Annotated in this window: 13 protein-coding genes; all 13 read right to left on the bottom strand. The window is 29.5% G+C overall.

Translation table 4 applies throughout. The features are described from left to right. Positions 1-18: 18 nt before the first annotated feature. Complete coding sequence (locus tag ACOBWH_RS02835; RefSeq protein WP_424526953.1) at positions 19-4377, bottom strand: PolC-type DNA polymerase III; 4359 nt, start codon at positions 4375-4377, stop codon at positions 19-21. Between the two features lie 27 nt (positions 4378-4404). Next, positions 4405-5757, bottom strand: coding sequence for a site-2 protease family protein (locus ACOBWH_RS02830; protein ID WP_424526952.1), 1353 nt, complete (start codon positions 5755-5757; stop codon positions 4405-4407). Between the two features lie 35 nt (positions 5758-5792). Further along, a complete protein-coding gene (gene dxr, locus ACOBWH_RS02825) occupies positions 5793-6941 on the bottom strand; it encodes a 1-deoxy-D-xylulose-5-phosphate reductoisomerase (RefSeq protein ID WP_424526951.1) in 1149 nt (382 codons plus the stop codon). Positions 6942-6944: 3 nt separating this feature from the next. Next, positions 6945-8039 (bottom strand): phosphatidate cytidylyltransferase, encoded by a 1095-nt coding sequence (locus ACOBWH_RS02820; protein ID WP_424527387.1) that lies wholly within the window; start codon positions 8037-8039, stop codon positions 6945-6947. Beyond that, complete coding sequence (uppS, locus tag ACOBWH_RS02815; protein WP_424526950.1) at positions 8032-8727, bottom strand: polyprenyl diphosphate synthase; 696 nt, start codon at positions 8725-8727, stop codon at positions 8032-8034. Before uppS ends, ACOBWH_RS02820 begins: the two co-directional genes overlap by 8 nt. A 67-nt stretch (positions 8728-8794) precedes the next feature. Continuing rightward, positions 8795-9343, bottom strand: coding sequence for a ribosome recycling factor (gene frr / locus ACOBWH_RS02810; RefSeq protein WP_070406573.1), 549 nt, complete (start codon positions 9341-9343; stop codon positions 8795-8797). Further along, entirely contained in the window at positions 9344-10069 is a 726-nt protein-coding gene (gene pyrH / locus ACOBWH_RS02805) for a UMP kinase (RefSeq protein WP_424526949.1), read from the bottom strand. 227 nt (positions 10070-10296) lie between these two features. Next, a complete protein-coding gene (locus tag ACOBWH_RS02800; RefSeq protein WP_424527367.1) occupies positions 10297-11097 on the bottom strand; it encodes an IS3 family transposase in 801 nt (266 codons plus the stop codon). 32 nt (positions 11098-11129) lie between these two features. Then, a complete protein-coding gene (locus tag ACOBWH_RS02795; RefSeq protein WP_424526948.1) occupies positions 11130-11405 on the bottom strand; it encodes a transposase in 276 nt (91 codons plus the stop codon). Positions 11406-11646: 241 nt separating this feature from the next. Then, the gene (ffh, locus tag ACOBWH_RS02790; protein WP_424526947.1) at positions 11647-13008 is read right to left on the bottom strand and encodes a signal recognition particle protein; all 1362 of its coding nucleotides are present in this window, start codon (positions 13006-13008) and stop codon (positions 11647-11649) included. A gap of 87 nt (positions 13009-13095) precedes the next feature. Further along, complete coding sequence (gene rny, locus ACOBWH_RS02785) at positions 13096-14625, bottom strand: ribonuclease Y (RefSeq protein ID WP_424526946.1); 1530 nt, start codon at positions 14623-14625, stop codon at positions 13096-13098. A 126-nt stretch (positions 14626-14751) separates the two neighbouring features. Next, a complete protein-coding gene (locus ACOBWH_RS02780; RefSeq protein WP_424526945.1) occupies positions 14752-15450 on the bottom strand; it encodes a TIM-barrel domain-containing protein in 699 nt (232 codons plus the stop codon). 20 nt (positions 15451-15470) lie between these two features. Next, positions 15471-17045 carry a TIM-barrel domain-containing protein gene (locus tag ACOBWH_RS02775; RefSeq protein WP_424526944.1) on the bottom strand — a complete coding sequence of 525 codons (1575 nt, stop codon included), beginning with the start codon at positions 17043-17045 and terminating at the stop codon, positions 15471-15473. Positions 17046-17154 lie beyond the last annotated feature (109 nt).

The raw sequence follows: 17154 nt of genomic DNA, 5'->3' as shown, positions 1-17154 counted from the left end.
AGATAAAAGATTATTATTTTAAAATTCAAATGCAATTTGATCATCTAATGATAAATCTTTTAAAATTCCAAGTTCTTCAAAAGATTCCAAATGCGCTTTTGTGATATTTGTTCGTTTTTGCAAATCAGTAATTGATAAGAAAGGTTTTTCTTTCCGAGCATTAATGATACTATCTCCAACAGCACCTCCTAAACCATCAATCGCTGAAAATGGTGGTAAAATAATTTTTTCATTATTATCATTTTCAACAACGGTAAAGTTTTTATTCATACTTGTTTTTAAATCAATATTACTCATTTTAATACCCCGAGCATACATTTCTAACGCAATTTCATAAACGGGAATCAAATCCTTTTCTTTTTGCGATGGTTTATTTGGTGCATTAAAATCTTTATTATCCAAACGAACTTGAATATCGCGTAAAACTTGTTTAATTGTTTCTGCTCCTTTTAAAATTGTTTTAATATCAAAAACATCAGTTCTGGTTGAAAAGAATGTTGCATAATATTCAACAGGATAATTTATTTTAAACCACGCCACTCGTCATGCCATTAAAACATAAGCTGTTGCATGTGCTTTAGGAAACATATATTTAATCTTATTACATGAATCAATATATCATTGTTCAACATTATTTTCTCGCATTAATTGCTCTTGTTCTGGAGTTAACCCTTTTCCCTTCCGAACATCTTCCATAATTTTAAAAGCACTTTGCGCTGGTAACCCTTTATAAATTAAGTTAACCATAATATCATCACGACACCCAATAACATCAGAAATTCGAATATTTTGATTTCGAATTAGATCTTGTGCATTACCAATTCAAACATCTGTTCCATGTGATAATCCTGAAATTTGAACTAAATCAGCAAAAGACGTTGGTTTAGTATCTAATAACATTTTCCGAACAAAAAAAGTCCCAAACTCTGGAATTCCAATTGCTCCTGTTTTTTCACCATTAATATCTTCTGGTTTAATTTTTAAAACATCTAGACTACGAAAAAGACTTAACACTGCTTCGTCATTGGTTGGAATTGTTTTTGGATTAATTCCTGTTAAATCTTCTAACATTCGTAATGCTGTTGGATCAACATGCCCTAAAATATCTAATTTTAAAACATTATCGTGAATAGCGTGGAAATCAAAGTGTGTTGTCAATCAATTTGATTTGATATCATCAGCGGGAAAATTAACGGGCGTAAATTCTTCAACTTGATATTCTTTTGGAATAACAACAATTCCCCCCGGATGTTGCCCCGTTGTTCGTTTAACTCCTTCACACCCCTTTGCAATTCGTTCTAATTCAGCCCGGCGTTTTAAATGCAAGGTATTCTTATTTTCAAAATAACCTTTAACATATCCATAAGCAGTTTTTTCTGCCACAGTTGAAATTGTACCAGCACGATAAACATTCCGCTCTCCAAACATTTCTTTCGTAAAATCATGGGCAACTGGTTGATATTCACCAGAAAAGTTTAAGTCAATATCAGGAACTTTATCTGCTTCAAATCCTAAAAATGTTTCAAAAGGAATATCATGGCCCTCTCCTTTTAATGGTTGTTGACACTTTGGACAATTACGTGATGGTAAATCATAACCACATTTTACTGACCCATCAACAATAAACTCACTATAACTACAATTTGAACATAAATAATGTGGCTGCAAGGGATTCACTTCCGTAATATTACTCATTGTTGCAACAAAACTACTCCCAACACTTCCTCGCGATCCAACTAAATAACCATCTTGTAATGATTTATCAACTAATTTATGAGCAATTCAATAAATAACGGCAAAACCATGTTTAATAATTGCACTTAATTCTCGTTCTAACCGTTTTGCAACAATTTCTGGCAATGGATTTCCATAAATCTTATAAGCATTTTGATAACATAATTCTCTTAAAAGTTCATCACTGCCATCAATTTTGGGAGTGTATAATTTATCCTTAATAATTTCAACTTTTTCAATTTGGTTTGTAATAAGATTTGGATTTGTAACAACAATTTCGTGAATTAATGTATCATCATTTAAAAATTTAAACTCATGCAGCATTTCCGTTGTTGTTCGTAAAAATTGATCAGGGTAATCAGTCACCCGTTGTTTATAATCATACAATGGATGCGGTCTTCCCCCAATTCCTTTCGCATTAATATAAACCTCACGAAAAATTTTATCTTCTGGATTAAGATAATGAACATCACCAGTTGCAACAACTAATTTATTTAATTTTTTTGCAGCATAAATAATATCTTTAATAACTGTTAACAACCGGTCCTCTGATAAATCACCCATTTGAACCAAGTGTTTATAAACACTTGGGGGTTGAATTTCAATGTAATCATAAAAACTAATAACTTCTGTTAACTCACTAAGATCTTTATTCCTTGCTACTTCAAAAACATCACCATGAACACACGATGAACCAATTAACAAATTAGCACGATGTTCATTAATTACACTGCGTAATAATTTTGGTGACGAATAAAAATAGGTTGTATGTGCCGCTGTAATTAATTTAAATAATTCCAATAATCCTTGTTGATTTTTGGCAAGAATCGTCATATGTTTTGGTCGTAACTTTTTATAAACAGCAGAATTATGAATTTGATCAATATCATCATCAAATTCAACCCCATAAACATTAATCATTTTGCGTAACTGGTGTTCATAAACATCAGTTAAAACAATCGCATCATAATCTCCACGGTGCGCTACTTCTTCATTGTAAATAACATTATAACAACGAGCAATCGTTCCTAAACGGTAGTTCTTTAACGTTGGTTCTAAAATCCTTGATATTTGCAAGGTATCAATAACAGTATTATTAATTTTAGAACGACCCGCTTTTTCTAACCATGATTGAATAAAACCTAAGTCAAATTCTGCATTATGGGCAATCAAAATTGCATCTTTAAAATATTCTAAAATTTGGTCAATTGATTCAATAAAAGTTGGTTTATCAGCTAATAATTCATCAGTAATTCCGGTTAATTCAATTGTAAATGAAGATAATTTAATTGTTGGTTTAAATAAGTGATTAATAATTTTTCGTTCACCACTAATCCCATCCATAATAACTGCTCCAAACTCAATAATCTCATCATAACTACTACTCAAACCAGTTGTTTCCAAGTCAAAAATAACATATTTTGCTGTTCGTAAATCATAATGATGAGGATTTTTAACATACCAAACTTTATCATCCAGCATGTCAGCTTCCACCCCATAAATAACTTTAATATCAGGATATTTCATATTAATATTATAAATTTCAGGGTAAGCTTGGGCATTTAAGTGATCAGTAAAAGCAATTGCCGAATGCTTTCAATGTTGTAATGTTTTAAAAAGGGCAGGAATATTAACAACGCCATCCATTGCACTCATTTTAGTATGTAAATGTAATTCAACACGCTTTTCATCCGCATTATCTTCACGATATAAGTCCTCGCGATCTAATCGCGCAATTTTTTTAATAAAAAGCATTTGTTCATTAGCATAAGTATCATAACGAATATCACCAAAAATGCTAACTCATTCATCATTTTTTAGTTCTTCAAAAAAATCATCTGCCTGTTCAGTACGGGTAAAAAACTTTCCAGCAATAGTATCGCTATAATCAGTTATCGTAATTGTATAAATAAATTTTTTAGTGAAAATTAATTGTCGATCCTTATTAACAATTTTCCCATAAATTGTGACATTTGGCGCATCTTGGTCAATATCAGCAAGACGTTCATAACTTACTTGCCCCATTTTTCCTTTTACATAATTATTCGTTCCATTCCGTGCCTGCTTTGTTGTAATTGCTGGTTTTAACATTAAACTTTCATTTTTCTGCTGATTTTCTTGGTATTTTATTAATTCTTGTTCATTAATTTCTAAAATATTATTTTCTTGTAAATCGACTATTAAATCTAATCGTAAATTATGAAACCCATAACGACGTAATTTGTTTTCATAATAATGACAATGTTCACTAACAAGTTTTTTTTCACTATCTGAATGAACTGTAATTTTTAAAATATTATCTGCTAACATAAAACGTGATGGTGGTAATTTACTAAAAAAACTATTTTTTAATTCTGATTTATTAAAACGAATATATTCTAAATAAGTAAAAATAGTTTCTAATTGATAATTTTTATTCCGTACTAGGAACGAAACTTTCGTTGGTAATGTTGGGTTTGCTAATAACGTTGTTTCTAATTTTAATAAAACATCAGTTGGCAAAAAATCATTAATTTCAATAATGACACGAAAAAACGATTCTCCTGTACTATACTCGCTTTTAATAATTTTTGCATCAGCAAAATAATTATCAGGAAATTCTAAGTTGTTAACTGTAAATAGTTTTACCAATTGTTGATCCATTTGCCATCCCTAATCTATCTCTCTTCTTTAAAAAAAGACATCTTTAATTGTTATTCCAATAAATAATAAAATAAAAAGCACTGCCCCCGTGACATTAATAATAATTTTTGCCTTGTGCGGAAGCTGCCAATTTTGTTCTTTTACCTGATATTCTTCTAATAATAATTTTTGCTGTGCTGGATTATGACGCTGTTTTCAAATTTGGAAACGCCCTTTGAGGCGTTTCCCACCACCAACAATTCCTTCAATTAATGTTTCTAAGAATTTGTATCCATCCAATGGTGGAATCGGAATTAAATTTAAAACAAATAAATTTGCTGATAACATTGCGACATACATAAAAAATAATGCCGGTCCTTCCGTTAAAATTGAAGAAACTGTTTTTGCAATTCCAACTGGTCCTGATAATTGTCCTCATTGACCAGTAAATAATAAACCAAATGATTTTAAAATTGTTACTGATTCAGTAAAGGTTTCACGTCAACCATGACCATAAGCCTGTGCTGTTGTAGCAAACTGGCGATCAGGTGCACGAATCCCAACGGTATAAGTACTGCCAGTTATTTTTAATTCAACTGGTTCAGTTTGAAACAATCGATTCTTTGAATCGGTTGTTACCTCTTTTTTATTGTTCACCCGAACAAAATCTAATGTAATAAAATTAGCGCTCTGATGTTCATCGCTTTGATTATATTGTTTTTTTAAATTATTGATAAAATTATAAACTGTTGTTTGATAATTTGGAATATTATTAATAGTTCCAAGATGACTAACTAAAATCTTATTAGCTTCATTATATTTTTCATCATCCTTTTCATGATTACGATAATAATTTTGCGCCACTTTAAGAGTGGCTTGGTTCAAACCTAATCAATAATTTAAAATAACAATATCCTGTCCAATTGGTTCTTTACTTGTTTTTAGAGCATTATATGCTGCTCCTCCAACATCATATTTTGCTCCTCAATATGTCATATCTGATGGTTTGGCATTTAAAGCAGCAAAAGTTGTTGTAAAAATGAAAACAGCAATAAAAAAATTCATTAAAGCTCCCGCCACAATAAAAATTAATCGTTTTCATTTAGCAATGTTCTCCATTTTTCGTTCTTTTGAAACTTCCTCTTCTTCGCGCCCTTTTGGCGCATCAACTAATTCACTGGCAATATACACATAACCACCAAAAGGAAAAATTCGAATTGAATAACGCGTTTCTTTTTTCCCTCAAGAAAAAATCTTTGGGCCAAACCCAATTGCAAACTCATAAACATATGCTCCCGATAATTTTGCAATAACAAAATGGGCAAATTCATGAACTGTAACTAGCATTAATAAAATTATAATGCCAATTACAAATCCTAAAACTATCATTCCCGCTGACATTTATCGACCAACTCCTAACTTACCTTTTCATAACATTATTTTTCGGAAAAATAATTAATAATTTCTCTTTTAATAGTATCATTTAATTGTTTTATTTGCTGATAATTAAATAGTTTTTGTGGCTTAATTTTATCCATAAAAAACTCAATATAATCAACAATTTGATAAAATTTAATTTTTCCCGCTAAGAATAACGCTCGTAACTGTTCATTTGCTGTATGAAAAGCAACAGCCAAAGCGTTGTTTTCATTCAAACAACGATAAGCTAATTTTAGCGCCTTTCATCGTGATAAATCTGCTTTTTGAAATGTTAAAGTAATTAAATCACTAAAATCTAATGGTTTTAATAAAGGATTTTTTTTCCGCAGCGGATAATAGAAAAAATAATTTAAAACTTGAATCATTGATGGTGGTGATAACTGTGCTAAAATTGAGTAATCTTCATACTGCACCGCTGAATGCAAAATTGATTGGGGATGCAACACAACAGTAATATTTTTTGTTTTAAATAAATGATATGCTTCAATAACTTCAAAAGCTTTATTAACCATTGTTGAAGAATCAATGGTAATATTTTGTCCCATTTGTCAGTTTGGATGACACAAAGCTTGGCTTTCATCAATTGTTGTTAATTGAGCTAATGTTTTATCAGCAAACATTCCTCCTGAAGCAGTTAAAATAATCTCTTGCACCGGATTATCTTGCTCTAAACATTGAAAAATTGCACAATGCTCAGAATCAATTGGAAACAACTGATTTTGATGTTCTTCTAATAAGTTATTAATTAAATCACCCGCTAATACTAGTGATTCTTTATTTGCCAATAATAAGGTACGGTGATATCCTTGCAATGTTTGCAAAGTTGGGTACAATCCTGCAAACCCCCCAATAGCATTAAGAACCATTGCTGATGGGAATGTTGTTAAAATTTGATCAAAACCCGCTTCTTCAGTAACAAAAGTAATTGTTGGATACTTAACAGTAAATGCTGCTTGTTGTGTTGCATCAGCAACATAAACCATCTTAATTGTTGGTGATGTTGGTAATATTTCATCAAGAACGGTCACATTATGATAGACGCTAATCGCCCTAAGGATAAAATCATTTGGATTGGTTTTTATAATCTGTAAGGCTTGTTGCCCAATGCTCCCTGAAGCCCCAAAAATAATAAGTTCTCGCATCATTAATTAGCGTTGCAATGCCACATTTGAAATAATAAACATTACAAAAAATACTAACGAAAATGAATCCAAACGATCTAGCACCCCACCATGGCCAGGTAATAAATTACTAAAATCTTTAATATCATAACGACGTTTAATTCATGAAAACGATAAATCACCTAATTGTGATAAAATACTTAACACAAAAGCTAATAAAACATAAATAACATAACGCATTACATGTTTATCATTATCATTTGAAAAGAAATTAAAAACTCAGTGTTTTTCATTTTCGTTTAAATTGAACATTAAAACAGCGTAAGTAATAGCAATTCCAGCCGCCATTATTGTTCCTGTCGCAGCTCCTTCTCAAGTTTTGTTTGGTGAAACATTTGGTGCTAATTTGTGTTTTCCATAACTAACCCCTCCCACAAAAGCAAAAGTATCAGTTAAAATAATAATTAAAGCTAATCAAACAACACTGCTTCAACCATAATCAGGATTTAACATAAATTTATTCATTGCTTTAAAAGCAAAAATTAAATATAACGTAAAAATCAATACTAAAGTCATTTTACCAAAGGTAATTTCTTTTGAACTAAAAACTAGGCAATAATATACTAAAATCGCACATAAATAGATAACAAAAATAATTCATGGTTTCAACCAATTTCAATTTAATAAAGTATAAAACGGATAATTAATAGCGCCGATTCCACCATAATTTTCCGCAACAGATTCAACTGAAAATAAAAATAAAAACACCATTAATAAATAAGTAATAACTTGAGTATAAATTGGTCACTTTGTTCCCCCCACTAACCGTAAAATCTCATAGTTAACTAACCCCAAAATTACGACATTAATGCCAATAAAAACATAATCAGCAATATCAATATGAGCAACTTTACCTTGTCATTCTGTTGCAATTGCCCCAGTAAACAAATATAATCCCAAAAAAATTAATAAAACATAAAATGTAATATGCCGTGCAACATATTTTTTTTGAAACATTCCTTTTTTTTGTTCCACTTTCTTTGTTACGGTAATATTATTACCATTTGTATCTGATGGTGCATTTGTTTCATCAACAAGAACATTATCTTGCTTATTATTCATCACTTTTAACCCCTCCAAATCTTCTATTTCTATTATTATAATCTAATATTGCTGTTAACAAAGCATTTTCATCAAATTCTGGCCAAAATTTATCAGTAAAATATAACTCAGCATAACGATTTTGCAACAGTAAAAAATTACTTAAGCGTTGTTCACCACCACAACGAATCATTAAATCAACAGCTGGTAGATTTTTAGTATATAAATAATTAAACAAAGTTTTCTCATCAACTTCAGACAATTGCGCTACTAACATTTCGTTAATAGCAGTGACAATTTCTTCAATTGCCCCATAATCAAAGGCAAAGGTTAATACTAAACCATTGTTATCCTTCGTTTGCTTAATAGCGTCATTAATAGCATCTAACGTTTTTGCTGGCATTTTTGTTTTACGACCAATATGGTTTAAAACAATATTTTCATTTTTAAAATTACTTACTTCTTTATTATTTAATAATCGTTCTGGCATTTCCATCAAATAAGCAACTTCCTTTTTATTACGCTTTCAATTCTCTGTTGAAAAACAATAAAGTGTTAAATATTTAACTCCTAATGCATTTGCTTTTAAAGCAACTTCTTTAATTCGTTTTGCTCCCTCTTCATGACCAGCTGTTCGCTTTAAACCTTGTTTTGTTGCTCAACGACCATTGCCATCTAAAATAATTGCAATATGTTGTGGTACATTCATATTCCTTGTTCTCTCTTTCTTGTTTTGTCTATTATTTATTATATCTGGCATAATAAAAAATGAAAGTTTATACTTCCATTAGTTCCTTTTCCTTTAATGTCCCTTTTTCATCAAGCTGTTTAATAAAATTATCTGTTAATTTCTGAATTTCACCTTCATAGTATTTTTTATCATCATCGGTTAAATTGGGATCTTTTTTAATTTGTTCATTACTATCGCGGCGTTCATTACGAATTGCAATTTTAAAATGTTCAACTTCTTTTCACATATCTTTTACTAACATTTTACGACGTTCTTCTGTTAAAGGAGGAATATTTAAACGAATTAAATCTGCTTCTGAATTTGGTGATAATCCTAAATCTGACTTATTAATTGCCATAACAATTAAACTAATTGTTCCGCGATCATAAGGTTTAATTACTAATTGGCGCGCCTCAGGAACCATAATATTTGCTAATTGATGAATTGGCGTTAGTGTTCCATAATAATCAATCATAATATGTGCTAACATATTTGGATTAGCACGACCAGTACGAATTTTTACTAATTCATTTTCAAATGTTCCTAATACTTTTGTCATTTTTTCTTTTGTTTGATTAATAATTTCTTGTGACATTTATTTTCTTCCTCCTGTAACAACTGTTGAACGAGCACTTCCGTGTGCTGCCTTATAAATATTATCTGGTTCATTAATGTCAAAAACAACAATTTTAACATTATCTTCCATTGCTAAACTTGATGCTGTTAAGTCCATCACTTTTAATTGTTTTTCTTGTAATTCATTTAAACTAATATTATCAAATCGAATTGCATCAGAATTTTCGCGCGGATCTTTGTCATAAATGCCATCAACACCGTTCTTTGCCATTAACATAACATCAGCATCAATTTCAATTGTTCGAATTGTTGCCGCAGTATCAGTTGTAAATTTTGGTTGGCCAGTTCCACCAGCCATAATAACAATTGCTCCCTTTTCCAAAGCAGCTTTTGCTTTTTTAAATAAATATGGCGATGCTACTTCTGGAACTTGAATTTTTGAAGTTACAACAACATTTTCACTTCCTTCATTTTTTAAGACTGCTTCTAATGCTAGTGCATTCATTACGGTTGCTAACATTCCCATATAATCCGCACTAATCGGATTCATATTAATACTATCAGCACGATTACCACGCCAAATATTGCCACCACCAACAACAATCGCAATTTGAAGTCCTTCTCTTTGTAATTTAACAATTTGTCTAGCGATATCATGAATTCTCTTTGAATCATACAAATCATCAGGGTTTCCTAATGCTTCGCCAGACAATTTTAATAAAACACGCTTATATTGTAATGCCATTATAACATTCCTTTCTTTTTCTTGTTTATTCCTAATATATTATAAATTGTTTTAAAAAATAAGCAAAATAAAATGTAATGTCCAAATATTATTTTAGGTACCAGTTTAACAATAATTTTAGACTATTTTTAAAAATAGTTAATCATTAAACCGCTTAATTTAAAAGTATCTTATTTACACATTTATTAAAACACACTTTGGAATGGCAAGGGTTTTTTGGACAAATTTTATATAGAGTAAAGATTTTTATATTGGATTGGTGATAAATAATTTAATTTGCTATGAATACGAGTATTATTATATCAATTAACATAATCAAATAATTCTAATTTAAATTCTTCAATACTTTTAAATTTTTTATTTTTGACTAATTCAGTTTTTAAAATTTTATAAGTAGATTCAGCTACTGCATTGTCATAAGGATATCCAGGTTTACTATAAGATTTTTGTACATTGTTCTTAGTCAAAAGTTTATAAATAGTACTATTGTTAAATTCACTTCCTTGGTCAGTATGAAATATTTTAATATTTTCTAAAGAAAAATTAAGTTTGTTAAAAGTACTCTCAACTAATTTTGCATCTTTATGAGAACTAACATCATAGCTAATAATTTCACGATTAAACAAATCAATCAATAAACATACATAATATCATTGATTATTAATTCAAACATAAGTTAAATCACTGACAACAACTTCATGTAATTTATAATTATCAAAATCTTGATTTAACAAATTATTATATTTGTAAGTGATATCTTTGTTATTATGATGTTTATATTTAATTTTTGTATAATTTGAAATTAAATTATATTTTTGCATTATTTGACTAATTTTTATTCGTGACAATATAATATTTTGTTGTGCTAACATAACTTTAATTTTTCTTGTACCATAGTTTTTTCTACTTTTTAAGAAAATACTGATAATAGTATTATCAATATGTTGGGCTTGACTAAGTTTATTTGATTTTAATTGATAATAAAATGTTGATCTAGCAACTTTTAGTGTTTTACATAAATTAGTAATTTTATACTTTTCTTTGTTATTTTTTATAATTACTATTTTTTGCCTATTATCAGTGCTGCTTGCTTTAAAATATCATTTTCCATTCGTAATTGTTTGTTTTCTTTTCGCAACTGAATAAGTTCATTTTTTTCAACAGAGCGATTGTCTTTAGCTTTAAAAGAACCAGAATTCTCAAATTTTTTTACTCATTGATAAAGAACTGCCTTTGAAATTTTATATTCGTTAACAATTTCAATATTACTTTTACCATTTTTATATAACATTACGATTTGTTTCTTGAATTCATCGGTGTACTGGTTTTTTGCCATTTTTATATTCCTGCTTTCCTAATAATTTTAGCTTATTTTTTTACAGTCTACATAAATATGGTCCAAGTTATTGTAACCTATCCAAAATGGGAATGGAATTTTCTATAGCAGAAAGAACTAAAATAGAATAAGAAAGAAATTAAATAATAATAAAAACAAGTTTAAGTTACAACATTTAATTGTCCTTAAACTTTTTTTATTTGATTCACAATTTTTTATAATAAAACTTTGAAATATTGTCTTAATTAAAACCCATTCCGCTTAAACCACCCATTCCTGGAATGTTTGGCATACGACCAGATTTAATTTGGCGAGCAATCTCATCAACTTGTTTTTTTGTTTTTTCAAATTGATTAATTAACTCATTATATTCTTTTTCTGTTCGCCCCGAACCTTTTAAAATCCGATTTTTGCGTGATAAGTGTTTTAACAACCGCGGTTCACGACGTTCTTTAACTGTCATTGAAGATAATAAGACTTCTGTTGCTTTTAATTTACGTTCTGCATCAGCAATTTTTTCATCACTCATTTTTGGCATTCCAGGCAGTAATTTCATAATTCCACCCATTTTTCCCATTTTTGAGATTTGTCGCATTTGATTTAACAAATCTTGTAAATCAAATTGTCCCATCATCATTCGATTCATTGTTTTTTTAATATCACGTTCATCTAAAACATCTTTTGCCTTTTCAACTAGGGTTTGAACATCCCCCATTCCCAAAATTCGATCTGCCATTCGGTCGGGATAAAAAATTTGTAAACTACTCATTCCCTCTCCAGTACCAATAAAAGTAATTGGCAATTTGGTTAAATGAGTAATTGATAATGCTGCTCCCCCACGAGCATCACCATCTAACTTAGTAACAACAACTCCGGTTAACTTTAACAATTGATTAAATTCTGTTGCAACATTAATAATATCTTGCCCTGTCATTCCATCAACAACAAGTAAGATTTCATCAGGAGTAATATTATTTTTAATTTCTTTTAATTCTTGCATTAATTCCGCATCAATATGCAAACGACCAGCAGTATCAATTAAAATAACATCATTTTTATTTTCTTTTGCATAAGTAACTGCTTCTTGCGCTGTTTGAACGAGATTTTGTGTTCCTCGTTCAAATACTTCAATATTTAGATTCTTTCCAATTGTTTTTAACTGATCAATTGCTGCGGGACGATAAATATCACAAGCTACCAATAATGGTTTTTTTTGATATTTTTTTTCCACTAATTTGGCAATTTTACCAGTGGTTGTCGTTTTCCCACTCCCTTGTAATCCAACCATCATAACAATTGTTGGTTTTGAAGCAAAAGATAATTCCTTCGTTGTTTTCCCAAAAATATTAACCAATTCTTCATGAACAATTTTAACCATCATCTGTGATGCATTCAAACCATCGGAAATATATTCTCCGCGGGCTTTTGTTTCTACTGCCTTAATAAAATCTTTTACCACTTCATTATTAACATCCGCTTCTAATAATGCCAATCTAATTTCACGCATTGTTTCACTAATAGCATCACTAGTTAAAGTTGATTTTTTCATATTTTTTTTAATTGATTTTTTCAATTGATTTGCTAAAAAGTCTCCAATCATCACTAATTCTCCTTTATTTTTTATAACAAAATCTTTCCTAATAATTATAATACTAAAATTTCCATAAAAAAAGAATAAAAAATTATTCTTTTAAATAACAGTTTCTGTTATTCGTAACTCTCTAATTACTGTAATAACAATGTCCCCTGGAATTGCCTTTGTTTTTTTAATTTTTTCTTTAATATCAATTGCAATTTTGTGTGTACGGTCATCATCACTAATAACTGGATTAACAATAACACGAATTTGACGTCCTGCTTGTAAAGCATAAACCGATTGAACACCAACTACTGTTTGACAGATTTTTTCTAATTCAGACATACGGGAAATATAATTTTCAAGATTATTATTACGGCTCCCTGGTCGTGCTGCTGATAATGTATCAGCGGCATAAACCAAAACTGAATATGGATTATTAGCAGAGACTTCACCATGATGTGAAGCAATCGCATTAATGATAATTGGATTCTCATCACATTTTGTTGCTAACTTAACTCCCAAGGTAACATGGCTTCCTTCGTTATCAAAATCAACTGCTTTTCCAATATCATGTAATAGACCAGCTCGCATTGCAATCGTTGCGTCTAAACCTAATTCACTAGCCATCATTGCCGTTAATTTAGCAACTTCAATTGAATGCAATAAAACATTTTGCCCATAACTAGTTCGGTATTTTAAAATTCCTAGATGGCGAATTAATTCAATGTCTAAATTATCTAATTCTAATTCAGCAACAACTTCTTTTCCTGTTTCCAAAATTGTCATTTCAATTTCTTCTTGCTCTAACTTGATTGTTTCTTCAATCCGATTTGGTTGAATCCGTCCATCAATTAATAGCTTTTCTAATGTTTTTTTGGCAATTTCACGGCGAATGGGGTTAAAAGATGAAATTTGAACAACATTTGGAGTATCATCAATGATTAGATCCACTCCAGCGGCTACTTCAAAAGTTCGAATATTACGGCCGTCTTTCCCAATAATCCGTCCTTTCATATTATCATCTTCCAAATAAACAGAAGTAGTTGTTTTTTCTGCCACAATATTAACAGCATAACGTTCAATTGCGCTAGTAACAATATTAATAGCTGTTTCTTTGGCGTTAATTTTTGCTGTATTCTCAGCATTTTTTAAAAATTCACCAATTTCTTTTTGGTAACGGTCACTTATTTCTTTAAAAAGTACATCTTTCGCTTCTTCAAGAGAATAACCAGTAACTTTTTCAAGCTGTTGAAGATTATGTTCAACTAGTTCTTGATAATAGTTAATCTTTCCTTGTAATTCTTCTTTCTTCCGAAACGTTTCTTGCTCTTTACTATGTAATACTTCTTCGCGTTCAATAATTAAACGCTCCCTATTTGTTAAAAACTTTTCCGTTTCTAAAAATTCTTCTCGTTTCCGAGCTAATTCATTATTCATTTCTTGTCTAATTTGTGCTGCTTCAACTTTTCCATCTGCTTTTGCAGCATTAATAATTTTTTTTGCCTTTTCTTCAGCTTGTTTTATTTTTAACTTTGTTTTTTTAATTAATTTAAATCTTAGATATTTTTCACATAAAAATCCAAAAAAGTAAAAGCCAATTGCAACAGCAATAATGATTATTACTCATATAGATATTTCCATAATTATGTCCCTCTACTTAGAGTATTAAGCAAGAAGTATTAATTTAAGTGTATAAGTGGAATAATGGCAATAAATAATTACCACATATATTATACTCTTTTTTAAAGGAAAAAATGGAAATATTAACTATTTTACAACATAACTGTGCTTTGATGAAATATTAAACTTTTGATTTTGATAAGTAATTATAATTAAATTTTTGTTAAGTTTAAACTTTAATTCGTATTTTGATGGTAATGTTCCATAAAGATTTAATTCTAATGAAACAGTGTCTAATTGTTCAAAATGATAATTATCTTCTGTAATAGTTGGAATAATAATGTTTCCTTTTACAAAAAGCAAAATTTCATCTGCCGAACAAGACAATAAATAAGATTGCTTTCCAAGATATTTCTTTTCTTTTTGGCCAAACAAAAACCATTCTCCTGCAGGTAAATAAACTTCTCGTTTCATTGTTTGTGGTGTTAAAATCGGAGCTATTAATAAATTACTCCCTAAATAAAATTGATTATCAATTATTTGTGCAATTGAATCATCCTCATTTTCTAAAACCATTGCTCGTAAAATTGGCACCCCTGTTGTCACTGCTTCTAATTCACACATTTTAAAATACGGTAATAGTTTGCGTTTTAACTTTGCATATTTGATTGCATTAGCTAATACCCTTGACGAAAAATTTCATGGTTCACGCGGACCAATTCCGTGAAAACGTAATAAAGGACATAACATTCCAACTTGTGTTCAACGCATATATAAGTCTTCATCAAATGCTTCTTCACTATAAAAACCACCAATATCGGTCCCTCACGCCATTTCACCGCTCATTCCTAAGGATAACCCGGCATTTAAATGAATTTTTTTAATTCAGTAAAATTTGAATAACTATCGCCAGATCATTTCCCTGAAAAACGTTGTGTTCCAATATATCCCGGCCGACAAAAAGTTAAGCTCTCGTTTGGTCCAAAATATTTGGCACTAGCATCATATGCTGTTTTACAATATAAAAAATGATAATATTGGCGAAACTCTTTTCCCGTTAATCCATTACTAAAATAAGCATTAGGTGGAACACCATCACCATAATCTGGTTTAATAAAACGCAATCCTAAGTTAAATAATTTTTGTAATTCATCTTGATATCATTTCACAGCAGCTGGATTAGTAAAATCAACAATCCCACAATTTGTTTGATAAGTTTCTGTTCCTGTTAGTGGATGCGCATATGAATTGTCATCAGTTGTTTTTACTAAATAATTATTTTTAAAGGCAATTTGTCAATTTGTACTATTATCAGCTTGTAAATAAGGATTTATTCAAAAACAAACAGCAATGTTTTTTGCTTTTAATTGCGCAAATAATTCTTGAAAAGACCCAAAAGCATTTTCGTTATATTCAAAATTACAACTTTTTGTATAACGATTTTCTAATCATTTTGGATCTAAGCAAATAACATCTAATGGAAAATTAGCCCTGTTGCTTTTTTCAACTTCTGCTCACAATTCATCTTTATTATGATAATACAAACGATTGCATCATATTCCATAACTTAAATCAGGAATTTCTGTTGGTTTACCAGTTAAGTCCGTGTATTGATTAATTAATTCCTTCATTGTTTGCCCCGTAAAAAAATAAAGATCTAAACAGGATTCAAAACTAAGAAAACTAATGGCATCAGTTACTGGTGATCCAATTTCAAAACTAGTTTGTTCACCAGTATTAACTAATACTCCTCATTTTTTGGTTGAATAAAATAATGGTAATCCGTTGTATCCTAAATCATGATTTGCAACACAAGAATTATCACTATTTCAAATTGTTGTTTCAATCCCATTTTTAACTAAAAAACAAAACTTTTCTCCTAACCCATATATTTTTTCATCATTCATTAACCAAAATGACATAAATGGTTGTCATTCATTACTTTTATCAAGTTTTCATCCCAATGGTGGGGTACGATAACTTTCAAACATTTCATACCCTTTGCGAGTATTAGTTTTAAATTTAATGGTATCATTACAATCAAGCAATGTTATGCAAAAAGGTTCTTTTTGAATTAATAACTTTTCATTATTTAATAATTTTATTTCAAAATAATTAAGGTGATTAATTAAATCAATTTTCTTAATACTCAATGGTTCTAGATGTTCATCAAAACGATTGTTGCTGATCTTTTTTTGATAATACTGTAAATTAATAATTCCATTAACATATAATGTTATTTTTAAAGTTGATTTCTGTAAATTACTTAACGTAACTTCAAGATATAAACTATCATCTTGTCATCAAAAATCACTAATCCTTTTAACAACAGCATAATCATAGTTGAGATCAAAAATTGGTTGCTTTTGTGGAAATGAATATGCTAATAAGTTCGGGAGTGTTGCATATAAACGGGTATTATTTAATTTATTTAAAAACAAGAAACTTTTTTCTTTTATAAAAACAAAATAACACAAAAAAATAAAAATACAAAAAAATAATTTCATATTTTAACATACTAAAAAATAGTTTAAAAACTAAAATTAAATT

It is taken from the genome of Spiroplasma endosymbiont of Glossina fuscipes fuscipes (genome assembly GCF_049669535.1).
Taxonomy (GTDB): Bacteria; Bacillota_I; Bacilli_A; order Mycoplasmatales; family Mycoplasmataceae; genus Spiroplasma.
The sequence above is the reverse complement of the archived record's forward strand: the minus strand, read 5'-3'. Positions and strand labels throughout refer to the sequence as shown.